A 24,022-nucleotide genomic window follows, 5' to 3' on the forward strand; every position below is an offset into this window, starting at 1 on the left:
AAAAAAGGGGCCAATTGGCCCCTTTGTCATTTCAGTGGTTCTGCTCTAGAACAGTTCGTGGCTTTCGCCACCGCTGTCGGTCACCGTGGTTCCCGCTTCATGCACCGAATACTCCGTTGGCTGAGTGCCATCTATGAAGTATTCAGACTTGCTGCCAGCCCCTCCGCCTGAGAGTTTGCCGGTGTATTTGTCGATAGTGACGCTAACAATACCCGGTGGTGGAGCCATTTTCTGCTCAGGAACACCTTCTAATGCGGCCTTCATAAAGTCATCCCACGCTGGCTGGGCGCTTTTCGCACCGCCTTCGCCGCCGGAGATTTGATCTTTAATGGCACCAGAAGCGGTACTGCGACCTAAATCGCGGCGATGATCGTCAAAGCCAATCCACACGCTGGTCACGATATCGGGACCATAGCCAGAGAACCAAGCATCTTTTGAGCTGTTGGTCGTACCGGTTTTACCGCCGATATCATGACGTTTTAGATCACGCCCTGCACGCCAGCCGGTACCCATCCAGCCGCCACCGGGTTCACCCCAGATGTTACTGTTGAGCGCGTCATGCATCAGGAACGCCAACGGCGTGTTGATCACATGCGGTGCATATTGTTGATCCGAATCCTGATTCATCTGTGCCGGAGTGACTTGCTCAAGCTGAGGCATCGGTACTGCCGCGTTGGCGTTGCTATCCTGAGAAATCGCGACGTTTTCGACGCTATCATCGGTAAGCGCAACGGATTTTGGCGTTTGTCCGTAGATCACGGGCAGATTACAGCTTTCGCAAACAACCTTCGGTTTAGCTTCGAAGACCACTTTATCTTCACCGTCGATAATTTTGGTGATGAAGTAAGGGTCAATCAAATAACCGCCGTTAGCAAATACCGCATAGCCGCGAACCAGCTGCATTGGGGTAAACGACGCAGAGCCTAACGCTAAGGATTCGGTATGCACGATATTTTGCGCAGGGAAGCCGAAGCGCTGTAGATATTCCGCCGCGTAATCTACTCCCATTGCACGCATCGCACGCACCATCACCACGTTCTTCGATTCACCTAAGCCCTGACGCAGGCGAATTGGGCCTGCATACGTTGGCGGCGAGTTCTTAGGACGCCAATCGGTGCCAGCACCCGCATCCCAGCGAGAAATCGGTAAATCGTTCAGAATCGATGCCAGCGTTAAGCCTTTGTCCATCGCCGCCGTATACAAGAATGGCTTGATGTTAGAGCCTGCTTGGCGCAGAGCCTGAGTGACGCGGTTAAATTTACTTTGGTTGAAGTCAAAACCACCCACCAGTGCTTTAACTGCACCGTCTTGCGGGTTAAGGGAAACCAGCGCCGAGTTCACATCTGGAACCTGAGCCAACCACCATTTCTGATCTTCATCCTGACGAACCCAAATTTGTTGGCCCGGCTGAATCACATCGTTGACGCGACGCGGCGTAGGGCCTTGGACGCGATCGGTTTTGAACGGACGCGCCCAGCGAACTGTCGCCATTGGCAGCGTGACATTATCGCCGTTGGCTAGCATGACGGTGGCTTCATCTGCGCTGGATTCAGTGACAACCGCAGGCAGCAACGGCCCATAGGTTGGCAATGTTTTTAGCGAATTGATGATTTGCTCACGCGACCATGTTGGCTGACCTACTTTCCACAGCACATTAGACGGCCCACGGTAGCCGTGGCGCATGTCATAGGCGATAACGTTGTTACGCAATGCGCTTTGAGCGGCTAACTGCAGGCGCTTGGTGACGGTGGTGTAAACCTTATAGCCATCGGTATAGGCATTTTCACCGTACTGTTTCAGCATCTCCTGACGCACCATTTCAGATAGATAAGGTGCAGAGAAGTCGATTTCTGGCCCGTGGTAGCGCGCTTCTAACGGTTCGCTACGTGCTTGGTCATATTCAGCGCGGGTGATGTATTTCTCATCCAGCATACGGCTCAGCACCACGTTACGGCGGGCGAGGGCGCGATCGTGAGAATACAGCGGGTTAAACGTTGACGGTGCTTTTGGCAGACCAGCGATCATGGCAATTTCGCTCAGCGTTAGCTGATCGACGGTTTTGCCAAAATAGACCTGTGCCGCTGCGCCAACGCCGTAGGCACGATAACCCAGATAAATTTTATTGAGATACAGATCGAGAATTTCATCTTTAGTCAGCAACTGCTCAATGCGGATCGCAAGGAAGGCCTCTTTGATCTTACGCATCAGCGTACGCTCTGGACTCAGGAAGAAGTTTCTCGCCAGCTGTTGGGTGATGGTACTCGCACCTTGCGAGGCATGACCTGTGAATAACGCCACAGAAGCGGCGCGGAAAATCCCCACCGGGTCAACACCGTGATGTTCGAAGAAGCGACTGTCCTCAGTCGCAATAAAGGCATTCACCATCTGCGGCGGAACTTGTTTCAGCGGCAGAGGTACACGGCGCTTTTCACCGTATTGCGCGATGAGATACCCATCGGCGCTATAGACTTGCATCGGTGTTTGCAGACGGACGTCTTTGAGCGTCGCGACATCGGGCAGCTGTGGCTCAACGTATTTGTACAGACCAAATACTGCGGCCGCTCCCAGCAGAATGCAACAGACTGCAAGAATGATTAGATACTTTACGAACTTCACCTAGAATTTCCCATCACTTGTCAATTGGGCAGTTTATAAACAAACGCGCAGTAGTATAAAGGCAACCCAGCACGGAGGATACGTTCTTTTCTTTCATTGACGATACGGAGATCGCTGCATATGTTCGCACGGACTTGGCAGTTAGGGATAGATATTCAGCCTCGGACATTTTGCGCCGTGGCGGTAAGTTATCAACGCAAAGGCTGGCAGCTCAGGCGTTGGTGGCAGTTTTCATCACACATAAATGTGGTCGAAAGTGGACGATTATGCCAATCAGAATGGCTGAATAATCGACTTTCTGACCTATGTCGCCAGCTTCCTAGCAAAACTTCGGTGCGTATCGGTCTATCGCCGGAAATTATTATGCAGCAAAGTATTTCGACGCCAGAGATGAATTTGCCTGTTAATTTACAGCGCAACATTCTCGATTTAGCCGCAGAGCGAAGCCTTATGCTGCCTCGCTCGGAGTTTGTTTGCGACTACACTCGTTTGCCCTCCCAACCGAAAGCATGGCTGATGACCGCTGTGCGCCAGCAAGATATGCAGGATTGGCAAATGCCGTTGAAGGCTGCCGGTCTGACGCCGAGCGTCGCGGATATCACCCCTTGCGCGCTACGCCGAGCGGCAGCCCTTAGCGGGCAGTCGCCAACCGCATTATTACTCCATGTTGGAGAGCATGTGCTGACGTGGGCTGCGCCCTTTTCTCAGCCGCTGGCGTTTGGGTTTATCGCGCGCCAGAGCCATGAGTCGATGCCTGAACTTATCGAGCGAGCCGTTTCGAACGCCGCGCTCCAAGGGATCGGCGGCGCAGAGATACTATCCTGTGGTGCTGACAACGCCTCAGGATGGTCGCCATTTCGTGCGCTGACCTACCTACAACCGCCTTTGCCTTCGCAGCCGGAGTTGTTTGCTTTGGCCGTCGGGCTGGCGCTGTGTGAGGAGAGAACCTCATGGAGCAGATAAACCTTTGTCCTTGGTTTTCGACTTTACGCACTCAGCGACTGCGGCTTTGTATGCTGTGTTTGGCTGCCGTGGTGATTCTGCTGATATTGATAGCCAGTTACTCCGTCTATCAGACGCAGCGTCGAATTCAACGTTGGGAGGCTGTAACAGCCGTATCGCAACGACAGAGCCAGCAGCTACAGCACCAGCAGGTGCAACTAGCTGCGTGGGTACAGCAGGCCAAAAATCAGCTGCGCCAGAACCAACAATACGAGGGCAACCGTGAAAGTAATCGGCAGGTCCTTACCTTTATTTTAGCGCTACAACGGCATATTCCGGCACCAGTGTGGCTGACACGCCTTTCATGGCACTCAAGTCGCTTAGAAGTTGAAGGGATGACATCAGCGCCAGCCGCAATATCTACCTTTACACAACACCTGAATCAAAGCGGTGATTTACCCAAGTTGCAACTCATGAAAATGAGCGTTGCTGAGCCAGATTTGCAAAAGTTTTTGCTCGAAGGTGGTCAGCATGAATAGCGCTGTTGAGCACGTGATTGGCTGGCTATGTGAGTTAAGCTCGCGCCGTTTTTATGCGTTTATCTGCGCCATCTTTCTATTTTGCAGTGCGCTAGGTGGGTTTGGCGCGCTCGCGTTGGCTCAGCGGACTGAATCACCTTCTTGGCAGCGTCAGCAAGATGCGCAAGCCGCGTGGGAACGATTGAGTACTCGTGTCTTAAACCAGAAAGCTTTCCTCCTGCAGCTTTCAATTAGCGTCATATCGATGAAGCCGTTGGCGGCGCAGTGCACTGATTTGCCCGTTGGTGAACGTTTTGCTCAACACATGGCTTGGCAGAAAGGCTCGCGAGTTAATGGCGAAAAGGCGGCGAGCTGGAGAGTGAAAGGCTCGCTAAGCTTTCCTCAGCTCGTGCAGTTACTGAGTGAATTGGCTGGCTGTGCTCGGCTAATCACACTGCTAGAACTGGAGTCGAAATCTGAAACGATCGCAGGACAGATCTTGCTCGAGGGGGATGGAATATGAAAACCGAATCCTTTTGCCCTAGCTGGCAAGTTCCTTTTTTTGTATGCCTAGGCGTTATGTCGATCACTACCTCTCAGGCGGAAAGAGATCCTTTTCATCCTTTGATATCGCAATCAGTATCCGTTGGGCCAGATTCGGGGCGGGTTTTGGGCGTGATTGGCGATGGCCGCTGTTGGCGAGTGTGGGTGGCGTCAATGAATGGAAACGCGATTGTTGCTGTACCGCTGTTCTCGCCGCGTAGCGATATGGAAGATATATCGAAAACCAAGGCGTTCTCGGTGTTCGAAAAGCCAGCTGTTTATCCGTTTAGTTGTCCGACGATAAAAACTGAAAAGGAACTCATGGAATGAAAATGCTCAAAAAGGAATTTTGCTGTGGTTGTTTGCTCTGGCTTAGTGCTTTTTCGACGCTTGCAACGCCGCCGCGAGATAGTGCACCGATAACCCTTGCCTTCTTTGACGCGCCTTTGGTTAACGTGCTGCAGGCGTTAGCGGATAATCGTCACCTTAATTTAATGGTGAGTGAAGAGGTTAAAGGCAATACCTCAGTGAAATTGGTTGACGTGCCTTGGCGGCGGGCATTGCAGGCAATAGCACGTATGAATCAGTTATCGATTGAACAAACGGGCAATATTCTCTTTGTGCAGACCGCTGAGAGCGTTGATAGGCAGCAAGAGTTGGTGCATAAAAAACAGCAGCAAGAGAAGGAACAGGAGAAAACGTCCATCTCCATTGCACTGCAGCAGGCGGATGTGGACGCCGTGGTCAAAAGCCTAACGCAGCAAAAAAGCGGGTTGTTAAGCCCGCAAGGTAGTATCAGTGCCGACCCGCGCACCAACACGATTTTGGTGCGGGACTTTCCCGAAAATACCCGAGCGGCTCAGGCTTGGATTGCAGAGCTCGATCAACCCGTATCACAGGTGCAGTTAACCGCGCATATCGTGACGATCAATCGTGAAAGCCTGAATGAGTTGGGAATTCGCTGGGGTACCACGGGGTCTGATGATAGTACTGCGTCTGACTCAAGCGGCTTTCGGCTGAACCAATTCAACATGGGATTGCCGGTGGAAGGGCGGGCGTTTAACGCTGGTTTTCAAGTTGCGCGTATCGGTGGTCGCTTATTAGAGCTGGAGCTTTCGGCTTTAGAAAAAGAAGATAATGTGGAAATTATTGCCAGTCCTCATCTGATGGCGACAAATCTACAGACGGCAAGTATCAAACAGGGAACTGAAATTCCTTATGAGGTTTCTAGTGGCGCCAGTGGATCGACCTCGATAGAGTTTAAAGAGGCGGTGTTGGGGATGGAGGTAACGCCTCGGGTGATGCGTAATGGAAAAATCACGCTGATGCTGCAGATTACGCAAAATATGCCGGGCAGGAGTATTAAGCAGGGTGACGGTGAGGCGCTGGCCATCGATAAGCAGGAGATTAAAACACAGGTCACCCTGAATGATGGCGAAACTGTTATCCTAGGCGGGATTTTTCAACGGCAAACTGTGCATGGAAAAACACAGGTGCCGAAATTGGGCGATGTTCCCTTGCTTGGTGCGCTGTTTCGCGACTCAATGGAAGAGGCAAAACGGCGTGAACTGGTGATTTTTATCACGCCAAGATTGGTGAAAACGGAAATGCCCACTGCATTACTCAGGAAATAAGCATTCAATACTTTTTTTGCTCAAAAGGTAAAAATTTTTATCACATGAATGGTTTCCGCGTTTGACGCTGCGCTTGATTTAGCTTACAAGGGTAGCGAATTAAGCACCGAGCTTTTCCGTACCCCGGCCAAAGCGTTATCGCCGTGAAGTAACCTTTGGCGTGCGCTGTGATTTATTCGGTTGCCAAACTACCTAGAGTGTTGAGATAATTTTTCGTCTGATCTCACACTATCGCTCATGAGGTTTCAGTTTAGGTCCCGTCGCTAATTTGATTGGCGGGGCGGGTTATCATTAACGAATTGTCTTAGTAGTACCGAAAAACATGGCAGAGAAACGCAATATCTTTCTGGTTGGGCCTATGGGTGCCGGCAAAAGTACTATTGGTCGTCAGTTAGCTCAGCAACTGAATATGGAGTTCTTCGATTCCGATCAAGAAATTGAGCGACGCACCGGAGCTGATGTTAGCTGGGTATTCGACGTGGAAGGTGAAGAAGGGTTCCGCGATCGTGAAGAAAAAGTCATCAATGAACTGACTGAAAAACAAGGCATTGTTCTGGCAACTGGTGGTGGTTCCGTGAAATCTCGCGAGACCCGTAACCGCTTGTCAGCTCGCGGCGTGGTTGTTTATCTTGAAACCACCATCGAGAAGCAATTGGCTCGTACACAGCGTGATAAAAAACGTCCGCTGTTGCAGGTAGATACACCGCGTGAAGTGCTGGAAGAATTGGCAAAAGAACGCAATCCGCTGTACGAAGAAATTGCTGATGTGACCATCCGTACGGATGATCAAAGTGCTAAAGTTGTTGCTAACCAGATTATTCATATGCTGGAAAGCAACTAATAATACCCTTGTTACTGGGGTTGCCGCGACGTTGGCTGTGTGCGTTCGCCGGAATAACTTACTGATGTAGGTTTGTCGGGGTTCGTTCACTTGCTGGCTTTCAGCTATCCCTGCTGATTTGGTTATATACTGAATTCTTAATCTGAAAAAGGTTCTGAGCACACCATGGAAAGGATTACCGTCACTCTTGGGGAGCGTAGCTACCCGATAACGATAGCCTCTGGTTTGTTTGAGGAGCCTGCTTCATTTCTGCCTTTAAAGGCAGGCGATCAGGTTATGTTAGTGACCAATGAAACGCTGGCGCCGATATATCTTGAACGTGTCAAACATGCGCTTGAACAGACCGGTGTTCGGGTAGATCATGTGATCTTGCCGGACGGCGAACAATACAAAACGTTGTCTGTGATGGAGCAAGTATTTACTGCATTGCTGCAAAAGCCCCACGGGCGTGATACCACGCTTATCGCTTTGGGCGGCGGTGTTATTGGCGATCTAACCGGTTTTGCGGCTGCGTGCTATCAGCGCGGAGTTCGTTTTATTCAGGTGCCAACAACATTGTTGTCTCAGGTCGACTCTTCCGTTGGCGGAAAAACAGCCGTTAATCATCCACTGGGTAAGAACATGATCGGGGCTTTTTACCAGCCTGTGTCTGTCGTGGTGGATATTGACTGTTTGAAAACGCTGCCAGCGCGCGAACTTGCTTCAGGCTTAGCCGAGGTTATCAAGTACGGCATCATTCTTGATGGTGAATTCTTCGTATGGCTAGAAGAGCATTTGGATGAGCTGTTAGCGCTTGATAATAAAGCAATGGCGTACTGCATTCGTCGCTGCTGCGAGCTAAAAGCTGAGGTCGTTGCTGCGGATGAGAAAGAACAGGGTGTACGTGCCTTGCTGAATCTTGGCCATACTTATGGCCATGCGATTGAAGCAGAAATGGGCTACGGTAATTGGTTGCACGGGGAAGCCGTTGCAGCAGGGATGATGATGGCCGCTGAAACGGCGCGTCGCCTTGGCCAATTCAGTGAGGCAGATGTCGCTCGTGTAAGAACGTTAATTGCGCGTGCGGGACTGCCGGTTACCGGGCCAAAAAGTATGACTCCAGAATCTTATTTACCGCACATGATGCGTGATAAGAAGGTACTGGCGGGTGAACTGCGTCTGGTGCTGCCAACAGCGATTGGTCAGTCAGAAGTACGTTCAGGCGTAGCCCATGAGATTGTCTTGGCTGCGATTGCGGATTGCCGCGGTTGATGATGTTGTTGAATCATTGAATATTGAATTGACCGGTGAGAATCAAAACGCCCCACCGGTTTTGCCTCTGACTGGAGGGTGGATATGGAAGAAGAAGAGTTCAAACCTGATGAAGATCTAAAGCCTGATGCAAGCGATCGTCGCCCGACGCGCGCACGCAAGGCTCGTCCTTCAGCGCCGAAACTAGCGGTATCTCGTCAGCATATGATGATGGGGATCGGTATTTTAGTGCTGCTGGTGTTGATCATCGGCATTGGTTCCGCGTTGAAATCACCCTCGAAAGGTGAGGCAGGTCAGCAGGCTAACAGCGGTGGAACCAAAGATATCAGCCTGTCGGGATCTTCTTCCTTATCCAATAATACGGCGAGTAATACCACTGATGCCCACGATGGTAGCGGTGTGAACAACTCCGGTATGATTGATCATTCCGCTGACGCTGGGAACGTGCCAGCCGCGCAGCCGCAAGACGTGTCTGTTCCGCCGATTTCCAATACGCCAACTCAGGCAGCACCTATTCAAGGTGAGCAAGGGCAACAGCGTATTGATCTGGCTGGCAACAATATGTCTGATGCATTGACTCAACAGCAAGGGCAGGTTGACTCTGCGGTACAGGGCGTTGATGGAGGGGCTAACGCTTCAACATTGCCAACGGCTCCGGCTACGTTGGGCTCGGGTGCTGCTGTTTCTAAGCCTATTACCAACAGTGGTACTGCGCAAAATATTCGCCCGATCCAAACCAAGCCTGCGTCTACGGCGAACAATAATGTAACCAAGCCGCAGTCAGGCAAAGCAACGGTTAGCAAAACGCCTACGCATACGGCAAACGTTGCGAAACCAACAAACACCAAGACGCCAGCAACGACGGTAACTAAACCTGCAACACATGCGGTCAGCTCTGCCGCGAGCGGTGCCAATGCGTCACTGAAAGGTGCGCCTTCTAACCACTATACGTTGCAGCTGAGCAGTGCATCGCGTTCAGACTCCTTGAACGCCTATGCGAAAAAACAGAATTTGGCTCATTATTGGGTTTATGAAACTACCCGTAACGGTAAACCTTGGTATGTACTGGTGAGCGGAAGTTACTCAAGCTCGGCTGAAGCAAAACGGGCGGTGTCTACGCTGCCTGCTGATGTTCAGGCGAAGAACCCTTGGGTACGTCCGATGAGCCAAGTACAAAAAGACGTTAAAAAATAAACAGTGGTATACCTAAGTTATTACAGCTGCGAGGCCGCTTTTGGTCATCGCAGCTGCGAATAATAACGGTATAAAATGCGCGCTGATGTGCTGTCTAGAACAGTGTTTGATCCGCCGATTTGAATTGTAAAAGTAGCTTACTGACGGCATGAAGAAAAACCGCGCTTTTTTAAAATGGGCTGGTGGAAAGTATCCACTGGTAGACGAAATTCGTCGATATTTGCCTGCCGGAAAGCGGTTGATCGAGCCCTTTGTTGGGGCCGGTTCCGTATTTTTGAATACGGATTATGAGGAATACCTGTTAGCGGACATTAACGCCGACCTGATCAATCTGTACAACATCGTTAAAACTCAGCCTGATAACTTCGTTCGTGACGCTAAGGTGATGTTTAGCGGAGAGTTTAATCAATCTGAGATGTTTTATGTCCTGCGGTCTGAGTTTAATCAGAGCAACGATCCATACCGTAGAGCGGTGTTGTTCCTGTACTTGAATCGACATTGTTATAACGGATTATGCCGCTATAACTCTCGTGGTGAGTTCAATGTACCCTTTGGTCGCTACAAGAAACCCTATTTTCCTGAGGCTGAATTGTATTGGTTTGCACAGAAAGCGCAGAAAGCGACTTTTGTCTGCGAGCATTACACTCAGTCGATGAGCCAAGCGGTGGATGGAACGGTGGTGTATTGCGATCCGCCTTATGCGCCACTGTCTGCAACCGCGAACTTTACGGCTTATCACACCAGCAGCTTCAGTATGACAGATCAATTAAAACTCGCTGAAGTGGCATCAAACTTATCGTTACAGCATAAGATCCCGGTACTGATCTCTAATCATGATACCGAGCTGACTCGCCGCTGGTACGCACAGGCCGATCTGTTTGTTGTAAGCGCACGTCGAACGATTAGCAGCAAAGTCGGTGGACGTAACAAAGTAGACGAATTGCTGGCGCTGTATTCCTGAAATTTGCACAGTGTCTGAACCGAGCACATGGAGAAACGGATGAAACAGTATTTAATTGCCCCGTCGATTTTGTCTGCAGACTTTGCCCGTTTGGGAGAAGATACTGCCAAAGTATTGGCGTCAGGCGCTGACGTTGTTCATTTTGACGTAATGGATAATCATTATGTCCCGAATTTAACCATCGGCCCGATGGTGTGTAAGGCACTGCGCGACTATGGAATCACTGCGCCTATTGATGTTCACTTGATGGTGAAGCCCGTCGACCGCATCATTCCTGACTTTGCCGAGGCAGGTGCCAGCATTATCACTTTTCATCCTGAAGCCTCTGAGCACGTCGATCGTTCTTTACAGCTGATTAAATCCTTGGGCTGCAAAGCCGGTCTGGTGTTCAATCCTGCGACATCGCTGAGCTATCTTGAATACGTGATGGATAAAGTTGATGTGATCTTGCTGATGTCGGTAAACCCCGGCTTCGGTGGTCAGTCGTTTATCCCTGCGACGTTGGATAAACTGCGTCAGGTACGCAAGCTTATCGATGCCAGCGGCCGTGATATTCGTTTAGAAGTTGATGGCGGCGTGAAGGTCGATAACATTGGGGCTATTGCTGCCGCTGGTGCAGATATGTTTGTTGCCGGCTCTGCAATCTTTGGTCACCCAGACTACGAAAAGATTATCACTCAGATGCGTGGCGAAATCGCCAAGGCGTGTAATGAGTAGCTCCGGCTCTACCCAGTTCATATCCAAACGTTTTGAAGGCATTCAGGCAATTGCCTTCGATTTGGATGGCACGCTGGTGGATAGTGCTACGGGCCTAGCGGCTGCGATGGACAAAGCCATGAAGGAATTAGGGCTGCCTATTCCTGGCTTGGAGCGTGTAAAGAACTGGATCGGAAATGGCGCAGATATGCTGGTGAACCGTGCCTTAGTCTGGGCGGATAAAGAGCCGACCGATGCATTGTGCCAGCGAACCCGCGCAGCATTTGATTTTTATTATGCCAGCACGGTTGAAACGGGCAGTCAGCTTTACCCTAAAGTGGCGCAAACGCTCGCTTCGTTGTCCCATCATGGCTATTTACTCGCGCTGATTACCAATAAACCTACGCCGTTTGTTCGACCATTATTGGTTTCCCTCGGCATCGATGGTTATTTTACTCATATCGTGGGTGGTGACGACGTGGTGCAGAAAAAGCCCCATCCCGCTCCGTTATACTTAGTACTGGCTAAAGCTGGCGTATTGGCGAGTGAATTGTTGTTTGTTGGCGATTCTCGTAACGATATTCAGGCCGCGCATGCCGCTGGGTGTCCTTCTGTGGGGATGACCTATGGTTATAACTACGGTGAACCCATCGAACGTAGCGAACCAAGCTGTGTATTAAACCAATTTTCTGACTTGTTGCCCCTGATCGGGCTGCCCCCTTTAAGCTAAGACGTATAGGAACTGTGACATGAGTAAGCCCATCGTTTTCAGTGGCGCACAGCCATCTGGTGAACTGACCATTGGTAACTACATGGGTGCTTTGCGCCAGTGGGTGCAGATGCAAGATGAATACGACTGTATTTATTGCATCGTTGATCAGCACGCGATTACCGTGCGTCAGGATGCTCAGCAGCTGCGTAAGGCGACCTTGGATACGCTGGCGCTGTATCTGGCCTGCGGTATTGATCCCGAGAAAAGCACTATCTTTGTTCAGTCTCATGTTCCTGAACATGCTCAGCTTGGCTGGGTGCTTAACTGTTACACCTATTTCGGTGAGCTGAGCCGTATGACGCAGTTCAAAGATAAATCAGCGCGTTATGCTGAAAATATCAATGCGGGCTTGTTTGATTACCCTGTGCTGATGGCGGCGGATATCTTGCTGTATCAAACCACTCAGGTACCGGTGGGGGAAGATCAGAAACAGCATCTGGAACTCAGCCGTGATGTGGCAGCACGTTTCAATGCGCTCTATGGTGATATCTTTAAAGTACCAGAGCCGTTTATTCCTAAGTCTGGTGCTCGCGTGATGTCTTTGCTTGAGCCGACCAAAAAGATGTCCAAATCTGATGATAACCGCAATAACGTTATCGGTTTATTGGAAGATCCTAAGTCTGTTATTAAGAAGATTAAACGTGCGGTAACCGACTCTGACGAGCCAGCGGTGGTGCGTTATGATGTTGTGAATAAGGCCGGTGTTTCCAACCTGCTGGATATTTTGTCTGGCGTAACGGGCAAAACTATTCCGGAACTGGAACAAGAGTTTGAAGGCAAGATGTATGGCCATTTAAAAGGTGCCGTTGCCGACGCGGTTTCTGGAATGCTGACTGAACTGCAGGAGCGTTATAACCGCTTCCGTAATGATGAGGCTTTCTTGCAGCAGGTTATGCGTGATGGTGCTCAGAAAGCGCGTGCGCGTGCGCAGGAAACGGTGAAAAAAGTCTATGATGCCATTGGCTTTGTCGCTCAGCCGTAATTTTTGACCGCTAAGCTATAATGAATAAACCCGCTTATCGATAGCGGGTTTTTTTGTTTCTTATCAGTCCATAAGCTCTCTAGAGCTGTTTGGAATTTACTGTTTAGCTATCCCACTGAACCAATTCAGTTTGTCACGTAGTGAAACGACGGCACCAACGATAATCAGGCTCGGGCTTTCGACCTGTTGTGCCAGTTCACCCAAAGCAGCAAGTTCTCCGGTGACCACTTTTTGCTGCACCGACGTGCCGTTTTCCACCAAGGCAACAGGCATGGATTCACTCATCCCGTGCTTGATTAACTGTGTCTGTATTTCAGTCGCTTGGTTCAATCCCATATAAAATACTAAGGTTTGCTTTTCTGCCGCTAAATTTGCCCAATCGAGCGAGGTATCTTTTTTGGCATGACCCGTGACCAAGCGTACGCTTTGAGCGTAATCACGGTGGGTGAGTGGAATGCCGCTGTAGGCTGAACAGCCGGAGGCTGCGGTAATCCCAGGGACGACGGAGAAAGCAATGCTGTCATCAGCTAAAACTTCCAGCTCTTCGCCTCCGCGACCAAAAATAAAGGGATCGCCACCTTTTAATCGCACCACGCGTTTGCCATTGCGGGCATTGCGCAGCAGGATTTGGTTGATTTCATCCTGAGGCACGCAATGGAAGCCTGCGCGCTTGCCCACGAAAATGCGTTCAGCGTCACGGCGGACTAAATTCATTATGTCGTCAGAAACCAGACGGTCATAAACCACGACGTCAGCCTGTTGGATCTGCTGCAAGCCTTTCAGTGTCAATAGGCCCGCATCACCCGGCCCCGCACCGACCAGAACCACTTCGCCGCGCTGTTCCAATGGCTGCTCGAACAGATCGGTGAGATGCTTATCAACCATTTCGGCGTCTTGGTTTGCTAAAGACTGAGCGAGACGATCGTGGGCGAATAGGCGTTCCCAAAAACGCCTGCGTAGCGTAATCGTTGAGAACTTGTCTTTCACTTGCTGGCGTAGGTCACCGGCAAGGCGGGCTAGTTGGCCTAAATGCTGAGGTAAAATAGCTTCAAGCTTTTCACGCAGCAGGCGAGCAAGCACCGGCGATTTACCGCCAGAAGAAACTGCCACCATCAGCGGGGAGCGGTCGATGATAGAAGGCATGATGAAACTGGCACGTTTAGGCGCATCGACCACGTTGCAGAAGATCTGACGCGCACTGGCTTGCTGATAGACGAGATCGTTAACATTCTCATCATCGGTTGCAGCAATAACCAGCCAAACGCCTTCCAGCAGTGCGGGAGAAAATTCGCCATGTGCCTGTTTTAGCTTGCCATCTTGAGCCCATAGATCAAATTGTGGGGTGAACTCTTTGGCGTTAACCATAATATCTGCCCCTGCATCCATCAGCAGTCGTGCTTTGCGTTCAGCGACTTCGCCACCGCCGACCAGCAGGCAGGCTTTTTGCTGCAGTTGACAAAAAATCGGTAAATAGTCCATCCAACAATCCTCACTACGGAAATTTGCTTCGGCAAAAAATAGCGCACCGCCTGAGCGATGCGCCATAAAATCATTAAGCAGTCTGATTTTGTTGTGCCGCGGCTTCCGTGACCGGACGCTGCGCGCGCGGCGTTGCATACCAGTAGCCAAGGCCCATAAAGACCGCACCGGATAATGTATTACCCAGAGTTACCCACAGCAGATTATGGCCGATACCGCTCAGGGTAAAGGATTCGCCGTGGTTGCCGAGCCAAGATAGGGCAAAAAGGGTCATGTTGGCAACCGAGTGCTCGTAACCGGAGGCGATAAATGCGAGCAAGCACCACCAAATGGCCAAGAATTTGCCTGCACCTTCAGTGCGCAGCGCCATCCAAATCGCTAAACAGACCAGCCAGTTACACAGCGCGCCTTTGAAGAACAGCACGGCAGCAGGCGCAGTAGTTTTCGCCAACGCGGCGGTGTGCACTAAGCTGCTATCGACAGGCAGTAAATTTCCGCCGCCGTAATAATATAAAACGGCAACGAAGATTGAACCGATCAGATTGCCCAGCCACGTTTGCGGCAGAATGGCTAACCACTGACCTCCGCTAATGGTGCCTGCTTTAACACCCAGCGTGAGGAACATGGTGTGGCCGGTAAACAGCTCAGAACCAGCAATGATCACCAGCGTTAAGGCGATGCCAAACGTTGCGCCCATGAGCAAAGGACGCAGTGCAGGTTCAACCATATTGCCGAGCGTGAAGATCAGGATGATGCCGAGGCCAACATAAGCCCCCGCCATCGCAGAGCTAATCCAAAATCCAAACGGGTTATCTTTGTTCAGGCGAACAATGCGTGCCGCATTGGCTGCGCATTTATTGATGGTGTCGGTAAACATACTGGCTTCCATGTTTGTTAAAGATTAAAAGTAAAAATTTTTGGGTAAAACTAAAATCTGGGCGGCTTAATATTTCGTTCTCTTCGCGATATTTCATTGCTGTGTAAGATTTCGACCTTTTCCGGCACGTTGTCCTTCAGCCGAAGGGAGGAATTCAGGCTAGGATTCGCCGACAGGACGTCGGCGAAAGAACGGAGGAGCCAGGATGGCGATTGCCGTTCGTTCCGTTAAAGCCTGAATGACGATATTCGGGTACCTGCGCAGCAGGCTGAAGGAGGGTGCCAAGCCCAGATGCAAGGCGGCGGCGATTGGCCGCCTTGCTCGGACGCCTGCTCAGTGCACATGTAGATTTCAGTGCTTTAGGCGTACGAAACCTACACTGCCCGAATATATAATGTCCGTCCTGCTAGCGTTTTTAATCTACCGCCTGTACCTGCACAAACCCATCAACCAGACGGGTTGCAAAATGCGGTACGGAATGGGCTTCGTCTTCGAGGCAAAGTCCATCTACCAAGCGGAAGTGCTGCTTTTTCAGTGGGCTAGCAACCCACAGTTCGCCCTGATGTTCTGCAATCAGGCCGCGAGAGAGCACGCTTGAACCGGCAAAGGGATCGATATTGGAGATGGCAAAAACCTGCTCATCTTGGTAAGGGCGGAACACCGCCACCTGATGAGTCCCCACCAAAGCGCACACGCCGGTGCCGGGCAGAATATCGTTTAACGGGCAAACATTAATCCACTGGCTCATGCGTTAGCCTCCTCGGTTGCGATCAGGGTGACAGGAATACGCTCGTCTGGGCGTGCAGGACGGTGCTGAGCGCGTTCAGACACGATCTGAACGTTAGGGTCGCGTTGATCGCTGTTGATGAAGTGAGCGAAGCGTACCTGCGCCTTAGGGGTGTTTACGGTTTCAGTCCACTCGCAGATCACTTTTTCGCGCAGGCGGGCAATTTCTTGCTCCAGCAAGGCGTTCATCCCGAGTTTATCGTTGATGATGACGGAACGCAGATAGTCGATGCCGCCTTCCAAGCTCTCTAACCAAACAGACGTACGCTGCAATTTATCGCCGGTACGGATATAGAACATCATGAAACGATCGAGGTATTTAATTAGCGTTTCGCGATCGAGATCGGCAGCCAACAAATCACCATGGCGTGGTTTCATCCCGCCGTTACCACATACGTAGAGGTTCCAGCCATTTTCGGTGGCGATAATACCGACGTCTTTGCCCTGTGCTTCTGAACATTCACGCGTACAGCCGGAGACACCGAATTTCATTTTGTGCGGTGTACGAATGCCTTTGTAGCGGTTTTCCAATTCCACGCCGAAGCCAACGCTGTCGCCTACGCCGTAACGACACCAGGTGCTGCCGACGCAGGTTTTTGCCATGCGCAGTGCTTTGGCATAGGCATGACCGGTTTCAAAGCCAGCTTCAATCAACTTGCTCCAGATAGCAGGTAAATCGTCTTTCTGCGCGCCAAACATACCGATACGCTGTGAGCCGGTGATTTTGGTATACAGATTGTATTCGCGTGCGATCTGGCCGATAGCCAACAGGCCTTCTGGGGTGATTTCACCGCCAGCAGAACGCGGGATCACCGAGTAGGTGCCGTCTTTCTGAATATTCGCAAGGAAGTTGTCATTAGTATCCTGCAACGGAGTGAGCTCCGGTTGCAGAATGTAGTCGTTCCAGCATGAAGCCAGCAGAGAACCGACAGTTGGTTTACACACTTCACAGCCGTAGCCTTTGCCGTATTTTTCCAGCAGCTGGTTGAAGGATTTAATCTCTTCGACGCGGATGAGGTGATACAGCTCTTGGCGTGAATAGGCAAAGTGTTCGCATAGGTGGTTATTGACTTCAATACCTTGTTTCGCTAACTCGGCGTTGAGCACCTGAGTCACGAGCGGAATACAGCCACCGCAGCCGGTACCCGCTTTCGTTGCCGATTTAATCGCCGCAACGGTATGGCATCCCGCGTTTACCGCTTTGATAATGTCGCCTTTGCTGACGTCAAAGCAGGAGCAGATTTGCGCCGTTTCTGGCAATGATTCCACGCCGATAGCCGGTTTACCTTTGCCCGCGTGCGCAGGCAGGATCAGGCTGTCTGGGTGTTCTGGCAGTTCAATATCGTTGAGCGTGAGCTGAAGCAGATTGCCATAGTCGCTGGTATCGCCCACCAACACCGCGCCGAGCAGACGTTTGTTGTCAGCGCTGACGATAATGCGTTTGTAGATTTCTTGGCTTTCATCAAGATAAACGTAGCTGCGAGCGCCTTCGGTGCGGCCGTGTGCATCACCGATACCGCCGACGTCCACGCCCAACAGTTTCAACTTGGCGCTCATATCTGCGCCGTGAAAGCCGTTTTCGTTGCCGAGCAGATGGTCAACGGTGACCTGAGCCATCTTGTAGCCTGGAGCGACCAAGCCGAAAGTGCGGTCGTTCCATGATGCGCATTCGCCAATAGCGTACACGTCAGGATCGGAGGTTTGGCACTGATCGTTAATTACGATCCCGCCGCGGCGAGCGGTGGCTAATCCACATTGATGCGCCAGCTTATCCTGCGGGCGGATACCGGTTGAGAAAACGATGAAGTCGATTTCAAGCTCGGTACCGTCGGCAAAGCGCATGGTTTTACGTGCTTCACTACCGGAATGAATAATTTCTTGGGTATTTTTGCTGGTATGAACGCGCACGCCCATACGCTCAATTTTTTCACGCAGTTGTTGGCCGCCCATCGGGTCGAGCTGCTCAGCCATTAATACAGGTGCAAATTCGATAACGTGAGTTTCAACGCCCAGATTTTTCAGCGCACCGGCGGCTTCTAGGCCGAGGAGGCCGCCGCCGACCACGGCACCACGCTTGCTACGGCGTGCACAGGACTCAATGGCGTTAAGATCTTCGATAGTACGATAAACAAAGCAATCCTGGCCTTCGCTGCCTTTAATTGGCGGGATCCACGGATATGATCCGGTTGCCATAATCAGCTTGTCGTACTGAATAGTACGGCCAGAGTTGGAATAGATGATTTTCTCACTGCGATTGATCGTTATGGCGCGTTCACCAACCAGCACGGTGACGTTATGCTTTTGGTAGAAGCCTTCTCGAACGAGCGACAGCTCTTCGGCGGTGTGATGTGAGAAGTAGGAAGAAAGATGAACTCGGTCGTAAGCGACACGAGGCTCTTCACAGAAAACGGTAATCTCAAATTGATTCGGCTCAGCCTTCTCTAATAGTTCTTCGATGAAGCGGTGACCGACCATCCCGTTACCGATAATGGCGAGTTTAATTTTGCTCATTTTTGCCTCAAAATTTGCTGCAAATGAAAAGAATTCTACGCCTACCATAATCCTCCGTAGTTTGTATTTATTGATGTAAATCAATTTGACCCTCATATACCTCTAAGGTGGTAGTTGTCTGATTTTATTGAGATTTTGTTAAGTTGCGGATTTTTAGCAACTTAAGCTGAACCGTGTCAGTTTGATAATAAAAGTGCTCACGCAGTGCCATGAAAAGTGAAATGCTATTTTGTTTTATTTTTAAGCAATCTTGAAAGCGGAGCGGCTCAATCATAGGAAACATATAAAATTCTTATTACCCATACGAAAACGATTGCTTTTTTTCGGCAGAGGAATAGAATGCGGCGGATTTTTTGGCCTGAAAACAGCGAAAGGAGGAATGTCGTGTCGCAAGATAACAACTATAGTCAGGGGCCTGTACCGCAGTCGGCGCGGAAAGGGGCATTAGCATTGACGTTCGTCATGCTGGGATTAACCTTCTTTTCCGCCAGTATGTGGACCGGAGGCGCTCTCGGAACCGGTCTTAGTTATCATGATTTCTTCCTCGCAGTACTCCTCGGTAATCTTCTTCTCGGTATTTACACTTCTATTCTCGGTTACATCGGCGCTAAAACGGGCCTCACCACACATCTTCTTGCGCGATTCTCTTTTGGTGTTAAAGGCTCTTGGCTGCCATCACTGCTGCTGGGCGGAACGCAGGTAGGGTGGTTTGGCGTTGGCGTGGCAATGTTTGCCATTCCAGTAGGAAAAGCCACCGGGCTGGATATTAATTGGCTGATCGCGATCTCCGGCTTGCTGATGACGGTGACGGTGTTCTTTGGCATTTCAGCGTTGACGGTGCTTTCGGTGATTGCGGTTCCCGCCATTGCTTGCTTAGGGGGCTACTCAGTATGGCTCGCCGTGCATGGCATGGGCGGATTAGACGCGCTGAGGTCTGTGGTTCCGGCTGAGCCGTTAGATTTTAACGTTGCTTTGGCGCTGGTGGTGGGTTCTTTTGTCAGCGCAGGAACGCTAACCGCTGACTTTGTACGCTTTGGGCGTAATGCCAAAATGGCGGTGCTGATTTCGATGGTGGCGTTTTTCCTTGGGAACTCATTGATGTTTATTTTCGGCGCGGCCGGTGCGGCAGCATTGGGCATGGCGGATATCTCTGACGTCATGATTGCTCAAGGTCTGTTGCTACCCGCAATTGTGGTGCTGGGGCTAAATATCTGGACCACCAACGACAATGCGCTTTACGCCTCGGGGTTGGGTTTTGCCAACATTACCGGTATGTCGAGTAAAACGCTGTCGATCATTAACGGTATCATCGGCACTATTTGCGCGCTGTGGCTGTATAACAATTTTGTTGGCTGGCTGACGTTCTTGTCTGCGGCTATTCCACCTGTTGGCGGAGTGATCATCGCTGACTATCTGATGAACCGTCGCCGCTATGAGCACTTTGCTACCGCGCGTATGATGAACGTAAACTGGGTGGCTATTCTGGCCGTCGCGCTGGGGATTGCTGCTGGCCATTGGCTACCGGGTGTGGTTCCGGTGAATGCGGTGCTGGGCGGGGCGCTAAGCTATCTGGTGCTTAATCCAATTCTAAATCGTAAAACTGCAATGACAGCAGTATCAACAATAACAAATGCGGAGGCAAACGGTGCCGAATAACACATTACAGGCGGTGATTAACGCTCGCTTGGCGGGGAAAGAAGGGCTCTGGCAGATCGGTCTTCAAGACGGAAAAATAACGTCAATTGAAGCGCAATCTGGCGTGATGCCTGCGTCAGCGAAATGTTTGGATGCTGAACAGGGCTTAGTGTTACCGCCTTTTGTTGAGCCACATATTCATCTCGATACCACCCAAACGGCGGGGCAGCCAAGCTGGAACCAGTCTGGAACCCTGTTTGAAGGTATTGAACGTTGGGCCGAGCGCAAAGCGTTATTGACCCATGACGACGTGAAACAGCGCGCATGGCAAACCCTGAAATGGCAAATTGCCAACGGTATTCAGCATGTACGTACTCACGTGGATGTTTCTGACGCCACGCTAACGGCGCTAAAAGCGATGTTAGAAGTAAAACAGGAAGTGGCTCCGTGGGTTGATCTGCAAATCGTTGCTTTCCCACAGGAAGGGATTATGTCTTATCCCAACGGTGAGGCGCTGTTGGAAGAGGCAATGCGTCTGGGTGCGGACGTGGTGGGTGCTATTCCACACTTTGAATTTACCCGCGAATACGGCGTGGAGTCTCTGCATAAGACGTTTGCGTTGGCGCAAAAATATGACCGTCTGATCGACGTTCACTGCGATGAGATTGATGACGAACAATCGCGTTTTGTCGAAACGGTTGCCGCGCTGGCACATCGAGAAGGCATGGGCGCCCGCGTAACCGCGAGTCATACAACGGCGATGCACTCCTATAACGGCGCATACACTTCGCGCTTATTCCGCTTGCTGAAGATGTCTGGGATTAACTTTGTGGCGAACCCACTGGTTAATATTCATCTGCAAGGGCGCTTCGATACCTATCCAAAGCGCCGTGGTATTACCCGCGTGAAAGAGATGCTGGAATCTGGCATTAACGTTTGCTTCGGCCATGATGACGTGTTTGATCCATGGTATCCGCTGGGTACGGCAAATATGCTGCAGGTGTTGCATATGGGGCTGCATGTCTGCCAGCTGATGGGCTATGGTCAAATTGACGATGGTGTGAATTTGATTACCCACCACAGTGCGAAAACGTTGAATCTAACGGATTATGGTATTGCGGCGGGGAACAGTGCGAATCTGATCGTATTACCGGCAGACAGTGGTTTTGACGCCGTCCGTCGTCAGGTTCCTGTTCGCTATTCCGTTCGTCACGGCGCCGTGATTGCCTGCACCCAGCCAGCGAAAACCACGCTGCATTTAGGGCAGTCTGAAACCGTCGACTTTAAACGTTAATCGCGTTATTGCGGCAATAAAAAACCGGCCCTGTTATAGGCCGGTTTTTTTTATCAGGAAGAACCTGAATTATTTAGTGCTGTGACCGTGCAGGCGGTGACGCGTCACGAAGCCCAACAGTAAACACATCACGAAGACCACAAGGTACAAGCCATTGGCGGTTGCCAGCGCTGCGTGAGCACCGCTTTTCGCCACGATTGGGCCAGTCACAATGAAGGTCAACATCGTACCGATGGTGCCGCAGGTTAGAATGAAGTTCACCAGCTTTGGTGAAGACACTTTGGTTTGCAGCGAGCCTAGCGTAATCAGCGTGGTGTAAATTGCGCTGCTGACAAAGCCCAGACCCAGAATGTACAGGCTCAGCATGCCAACCTGCTCGGTGGTGACGAACAGGTACATCATCACGGTAGAGAGCGCAGCCAGAACGGTCACGATGCGTTGCAGATCGAAGAAACGCAGAATGAAGCTGAAGATCCACATCCCAACCATATAAGCAGTCCAGAAGTTACTGACTAACGCGCCAGCTTCTTCGATGCTCATATTGAAATGTTTGCTGGCGTATTCTGGCACCCACTGGATAAAGCCCAGCTGGCCGAGGATGTAGCACAGCGCGGCAATCGACAGGAATAGAACGCCGATACCCCATTTCTCTTTTACCACAGGCTCGCTCTGGTCGTCTTTTTTCTGACCCAAAATAGGGAAGTCAGACATTAGCGTCAGGACGAAAATGGCCAGATACAGCACACCGATGCAGGCGTAAACCCAGTACCACGTAACGTGATTAGCCAGCAGCGTAGCGGCAACGATGGGGAACACCATCCCTGCCATACTAAAGAAGGAGTCGGTGAACAGCAGGCGTGAACCGCGCTGGCGACCTTCATAGATATGGGTGATGAGGAAGGTACCGATAGACATGGTAATCCCGCTCACCACGCCCAGTACAAACATGCATAGGGAGAACATCACCAAGCTGTGGCCGACCATCAGGCCCGCAACGGCTAAGATCATCAGCACAAAGCCGAAAATCAGCTGGCGTTTAAGAGGGATAATTTCCATTAACCATGCGTTAAGGAAAATAGAGACCAAAATACCGGCATTAAGAAACGTGAAAGTGTTACTCATGCTGGAAATCGGCAGATTAAAGTATTCTGCGATATTGCCCATCACCATCCCGGTGACGATCACCAATGCACCGGTAAGTGCATAGGAGAAGAAACTGATCCATGTTAGGCGAATGCGGTTGCTGTTGGTCATAGCAAGGCCCGTGTCAGTAGTATTGAGAAATAGGAAAGTATTTACGAAGGATCAAACTAAGAATAATCGATCCCACAAGGCGGCGAATCCTAGCATAGTTGTAGGTGATTTTTGTGATATATGTCGATTTTTTGCTGTAACGATATGAATGAGTTTCTTACAAAAGCGATCTGAGTAGAAATTATTGATCTCAGATCGTCACAGATTACCTTTTTGCCGCAATGACCGAACCACGATCGATGATGGTAGGCATAAAGACTTCCGCTGTACATTCGGGATCGATAAGGCGCTCGGTAGCATGGCGTGCCATGTCGGTGATAGGGAAATGAATGCTGGTTAATGCCGGGCGCACAAAGGCCGCACGTTCGCCGCTGTCATAACAAATTAGTGAGATATCGTTTGGGATCGTTAAGCGATGCTCGGTGATTGCCAGCAGTGCGCCAATCGCCATCTCTTCATTACAACAATAGATCGCGGTAGGTCGTCGGCTTTGTAAGAGTTTGTCTGCCATCTGATAACCGCTTTGCATATCATAATCACCCTCTAAGCAGGCAACGGGCAGCAGTCTGTCTGCGTCCATGGCATCGAGAAAACCTTGGCGGCGTAACTGGCTGGAATGGCGAGAGGAAGGGCCGCTGATACAGGCAATTTTTGTGTGGCCTAAATCAATAAGCCGTTTTGTTGCCATTTGGCTGGCGCGGTGATGATCGAAGGTGATGCAACGATCTTCAAGGCCTGGCACTAAACGATCCAAAATCGTAAAGGCTTTGCCTTCTTGCGCCAGCTTGCAGAGTTGCTCATCGCTCAGCGCTCTCACGTGTAGGATTAGCCCATCACAGCGTAGGTTATATAAACGCTGAATGGCCTGCCATTCGTTGTCGGCGCTGTTTTTTCCCTGTGTCACCAAGAGCTGCTTACGGCGACTTTCCGCTTCACTTTGTACGTTATCCATCAGCGCACCAAAAAAACCACCGCGATAAGAGGTCGTGACTAAGCCGATCGTTTGGCTTTGGTTCGACGCCAGCGCCCGCGCGGCTGGGTGTGGGCTATAACCTAACTCGGTGATGGCGGCTTCAACCATGAGACGCGTTTTTTCTTTGACGTTGCTATCGCCATTCACCACGCGTGAAACGGTGGCGCGAGAAACACCTGCAAATGCAGCAACGTCTTCAAGCGTCGTCATGGTCAAATTCCTTATGATAATTGAATCCAAGTTCCTTCTTGCGGCGAAGCAAC

21 protein-coding genes are annotated in these 24,022 nt (G+C 50.7%); 14 read left to right on the forward strand and 7 right to left on the reverse strand.

Annotation, left to right across the window (positions count from 1 at the left end):
* Positions 1-45 precede the first annotated feature (45 nt).
* A complete protein-coding gene (gene mrcA / locus BN1044_RS15235) occupies positions 46-2,616 on the reverse strand; it encodes a peptidoglycan glycosyltransferase/peptidoglycan DD-transpeptidase MrcA (protein ID WP_072309421.1) in 2,571 nt (856 codons plus the stop codon).
* 120 nt (positions 2,617-2,736) lie between these two features.
* Between mrcA and pilM the strand changes: the two genes are divergently transcribed.
* The 12 genes from pilM (at position 2,737) to trpS (ending at position 12,950) form a co-directional block, all read left to right on the forward strand.
* On the forward strand, positions 2,737-3,579 hold the full coding sequence (gene pilM / locus BN1044_RS15240; RefSeq protein ID WP_072309422.1) for a pilus assembly protein PilM: 843 nt from the start codon (positions 2,737-2,739) through the stop codon (positions 3,577-3,579).
* Entirely contained in the window at positions 3,567-4,097 is a 531-nt protein-coding gene (locus tag BN1044_RS15245; protein ID WP_072309423.1) for a PilN domain-containing protein, read from the forward strand. The genes pilM and BN1044_RS15245 overlap by 13 nt, the downstream gene beginning before the upstream one ends.
* A complete protein-coding gene (locus BN1044_RS15250) occupies positions 4,090-4,599 on the forward strand; it encodes a hypothetical protein (protein WP_072309424.1) in 510 nt (169 codons plus the stop codon). The genes BN1044_RS15245 and BN1044_RS15250 overlap by 8 nt, the downstream gene beginning before the upstream one ends.
* The gene (locus tag BN1044_RS15255; RefSeq protein ID WP_072309425.1) at positions 4,596-4,949 is read left to right on the forward strand and encodes a hypothetical protein; all 354 of its coding nucleotides are present in this window, start codon (positions 4,596-4,598) and stop codon (positions 4,947-4,949) included. Before BN1044_RS15250 ends, BN1044_RS15255 begins: the two co-directional genes overlap by 4 nt.
* Entirely contained in the window at positions 4,946-6,253 is a 1,308-nt protein-coding gene (gene hofQ, locus BN1044_RS15260) for a DNA uptake porin HofQ (protein WP_072309426.1), read from the forward strand. The genes BN1044_RS15255 and hofQ overlap by 4 nt, the downstream gene beginning before the upstream one ends.
* A 322-nt stretch (positions 6,254-6,575) precedes the next feature.
* The gene (gene aroK / locus BN1044_RS15265) at positions 6,576-7,094 is read left to right on the forward strand and encodes a shikimate kinase AroK (protein WP_046459763.1); all 519 of its coding nucleotides are present in this window, start codon (positions 6,576-6,578) and stop codon (positions 7,092-7,094) included.
* Between the two features lie 165 nt (positions 7,095-7,259).
* The gene (gene aroB / locus BN1044_RS15270) at positions 7,260-8,345 is read left to right on the forward strand and encodes a 3-dehydroquinate synthase (protein WP_072309427.1); all 1,086 of its coding nucleotides are present in this window, start codon (positions 7,260-7,262) and stop codon (positions 8,343-8,345) included.
* Positions 8,346-8,429: 84 nt separating this feature from the next.
* Positions 8,430-9,539 (forward strand): SPOR domain-containing protein, encoded by a 1,110-nt coding sequence (locus BN1044_RS15275; RefSeq protein ID WP_072309428.1) that lies wholly within the window; start codon positions 8,430-8,432, stop codon positions 9,537-9,539.
* Between the two features lie 148 nt (positions 9,540-9,687).
* A complete protein-coding gene (gene dam / locus BN1044_RS15280) occupies positions 9,688-10,500 on the forward strand; it encodes an adenine-specific DNA-methyltransferase (protein WP_072309429.1) in 813 nt (270 codons plus the stop codon).
* A 39-nt stretch (positions 10,501-10,539) separates the two neighbouring features.
* A complete protein-coding gene (gene rpe / locus BN1044_RS15285; protein ID WP_072309430.1) occupies positions 10,540-11,217 on the forward strand; it encodes a ribulose-phosphate 3-epimerase in 678 nt (225 codons plus the stop codon).
* Positions 11,210-11,926 (forward strand): phosphoglycolate phosphatase, encoded by a 717-nt coding sequence (locus BN1044_RS15290; RefSeq protein ID WP_072309431.1) that lies wholly within the window; start codon positions 11,210-11,212, stop codon positions 11,924-11,926. Before rpe ends, BN1044_RS15290 begins: the two co-directional genes overlap by 8 nt.
* A 19-nt stretch (positions 11,927-11,945) precedes the next feature.
* On the forward strand, positions 11,946-12,950 hold the full coding sequence (gene trpS / locus BN1044_RS15295) for a tryptophan--tRNA ligase (protein WP_072309432.1): 1,005 nt from the start codon (positions 11,946-11,948) through the stop codon (positions 12,948-12,950).
* A gap of 96 nt (positions 12,951-13,046) precedes the next feature.
* Here the strand turns inward: trpS and cysG are convergent, their stop codons facing one another.
* From cysG to nirB, 4 genes are all read right to left on the reverse strand, one after another.
* Entirely contained in the window at positions 13,047-14,429 is a 1,383-nt protein-coding gene (gene cysG / locus BN1044_RS15300; RefSeq protein WP_072309485.1) for a siroheme synthase CysG, read from the reverse strand.
* Between the two features lie 73 nt (positions 14,430-14,502).
* Positions 14,503-15,306: a nitrite transporter NirC gene (gene nirC / locus BN1044_RS15305; protein ID WP_072309433.1), complete on the reverse strand. Its 804-nt coding sequence runs from the start codon at positions 15,304-15,306 to the stop codon at positions 14,503-14,505.
* 415 nt (positions 15,307-15,721) lie between these two features.
* Positions 15,722-16,054 carry a nitrite reductase small subunit NirD gene (gene nirD, locus BN1044_RS15310; protein WP_072309434.1) on the reverse strand — a complete coding sequence of 111 codons (333 nt, stop codon included), beginning with the start codon at positions 16,052-16,054 and terminating at the stop codon, positions 15,722-15,724.
* A complete protein-coding gene (nirB, locus tag BN1044_RS15315; RefSeq protein ID WP_072309486.1) occupies positions 16,051-18,603 on the reverse strand; it encodes a nitrite reductase large subunit NirB in 2,553 nt (850 codons plus the stop codon). The genes nirD and nirB overlap by 4 nt, the downstream gene beginning before the upstream one ends.
* A gap of 384 nt (positions 18,604-18,987) precedes the next feature.
* Here nirB and codB point away from each other — a divergent pair, with 384 nt between their 5' ends.
* Together codB and codA are read left to right on the forward strand one after the other, a co-directional pair.
* Positions 18,988-20,259 carry a cytosine permease gene (gene codB / locus BN1044_RS15320; RefSeq protein WP_072309435.1) on the forward strand — a complete coding sequence of 424 codons (1,272 nt, stop codon included), beginning with the start codon at positions 18,988-18,990 and terminating at the stop codon, positions 20,257-20,259.
* Complete coding sequence (gene codA, locus BN1044_RS15325; protein ID WP_072309436.1) at positions 20,249-21,532, forward strand: cytosine/isoguanine deaminase; 1,284 nt, start codon at positions 20,249-20,251, stop codon at positions 21,530-21,532. The genes codB and codA overlap by 11 nt, the downstream gene beginning before the upstream one ends.
* Positions 21,533-21,601: 69 nt before the next feature.
* On the opposite strand, the gene tsgA is transcribed toward codA, so the two are convergent.
* Entirely contained in the window at positions 21,602-22,786 is a 1,185-nt protein-coding gene (tsgA, locus tag BN1044_RS15330; protein ID WP_025799261.1) for an MFS transporter TsgA, read from the reverse strand.
* A gap of 205 nt (positions 22,787-22,991) precedes the next feature.
* A complete protein-coding gene (locus tag BN1044_RS15335; protein ID WP_072309437.1) occupies positions 22,992-23,969 on the reverse strand; it encodes a LacI family DNA-binding transcriptional regulator in 978 nt (325 codons plus the stop codon).
* Between the last annotated feature and the right edge of the window lie 53 nt (positions 23,970-24,022).

This window comes from Hafnia alvei (assembly GCF_900095695.1).
GTDB classification, from domain to species: domain Bacteria; phylum Pseudomonadota; class Gammaproteobacteria; order Enterobacterales; family Enterobacteriaceae; genus Hafnia; species Hafnia alvei_B.

Bases quoted from the DNA above. Each gene is read 5' to 3' on its own strand.
- BN1044_RS15250 (WP_072309424.1), top strand. From the start codon at position 4,090: ATGAATAGCGCTGTTGAGCACGTGATTGGCTGGCTATGTGAGTTAAGC.
- BN1044_RS15255 (WP_072309425.1), top strand. From the start codon at position 4,596: ATGAAAACCGAATCCTTTTGCCCTAGCTGGCAAGTTCCTTTTTTTGTA.
- nirB (WP_072309486.1), bottom strand. From the start codon at position 18,603: ATGAGCAAAATTAAACTCGCCATTATCGGTAACGGGATGGTCGGTCAC.
- aroK (WP_046459763.1), top strand. From the start codon at position 6,576: ATGGCAGAGAAACGCAATATCTTTCTGGTTGGGCCTATGGGTGCCGGC.
- trpS (WP_072309432.1), top strand. From the start codon at position 11,946: ATGAGTAAGCCCATCGTTTTCAGTGGCGCACAGCCATCTGGTGAACTG.
- BN1044_RS15275 (WP_072309428.1), top strand. From the start codon at position 8,430: ATGGAAGAAGAAGAGTTCAAACCTGATGAAGATCTAAAGCCTGATGCA.
- BN1044_RS15290 (WP_072309431.1), top strand. From the start codon at position 11,210: ATGAGTAGCTCCGGCTCTACCCAGTTCATATCCAAACGTTTTGAAGGC.
- rpe (WP_072309430.1), top strand. From the start codon at position 10,540: ATGAAACAGTATTTAATTGCCCCGTCGATTTTGTCTGCAGACTTTGCC.
- cysG (WP_072309485.1), bottom strand. From the start codon at position 14,429: ATGGACTATTTACCGATTTTTTGTCAACTGCAGCAAAAAGCCTGCCTG.
- nirD (WP_072309434.1), bottom strand. From the start codon at position 16,054: ATGAGCCAGTGGATTAATGTTTGCCCGTTAAACGATATTCTGCCCGGC.
- nirC (WP_072309433.1), bottom strand. From the start codon at position 15,306: ATGTTTACCGACACCATCAATAAATGCGCAGCCAATGCGGCACGCATT.
- BN1044_RS15245 (WP_072309423.1), top strand. From the start codon at position 3,567: ATGGAGCAGATAAACCTTTGTCCTTGGTTTTCGACTTTACGCACTCAG.
- dam (WP_072309429.1), top strand. From the start codon at position 9,688: ATGAAGAAAAACCGCGCTTTTTTAAAATGGGCTGGTGGAAAGTATCCA.
- pilM (WP_072309422.1), top strand. From the start codon at position 2,737: ATGTTCGCACGGACTTGGCAGTTAGGGATAGATATTCAGCCTCGGACA.
- tsgA (WP_025799261.1), bottom strand. From the start codon at position 22,786: ATGACCAACAGCAACCGCATTCGCCTAACATGGATCAGTTTCTTCTCC.
- hofQ (WP_072309426.1), top strand. From the start codon at position 4,946: ATGAAAATGCTCAAAAAGGAATTTTGCTGTGGTTGTTTGCTCTGGCTT.
- BN1044_RS15335 (WP_072309437.1), bottom strand. From the start codon at position 23,969: ATGACGACGCTTGAAGACGTTGCTGCATTTGCAGGTGTTTCTCGCGCC.
- aroB (WP_072309427.1), top strand. From the start codon at position 7,260: ATGGAAAGGATTACCGTCACTCTTGGGGAGCGTAGCTACCCGATAACG.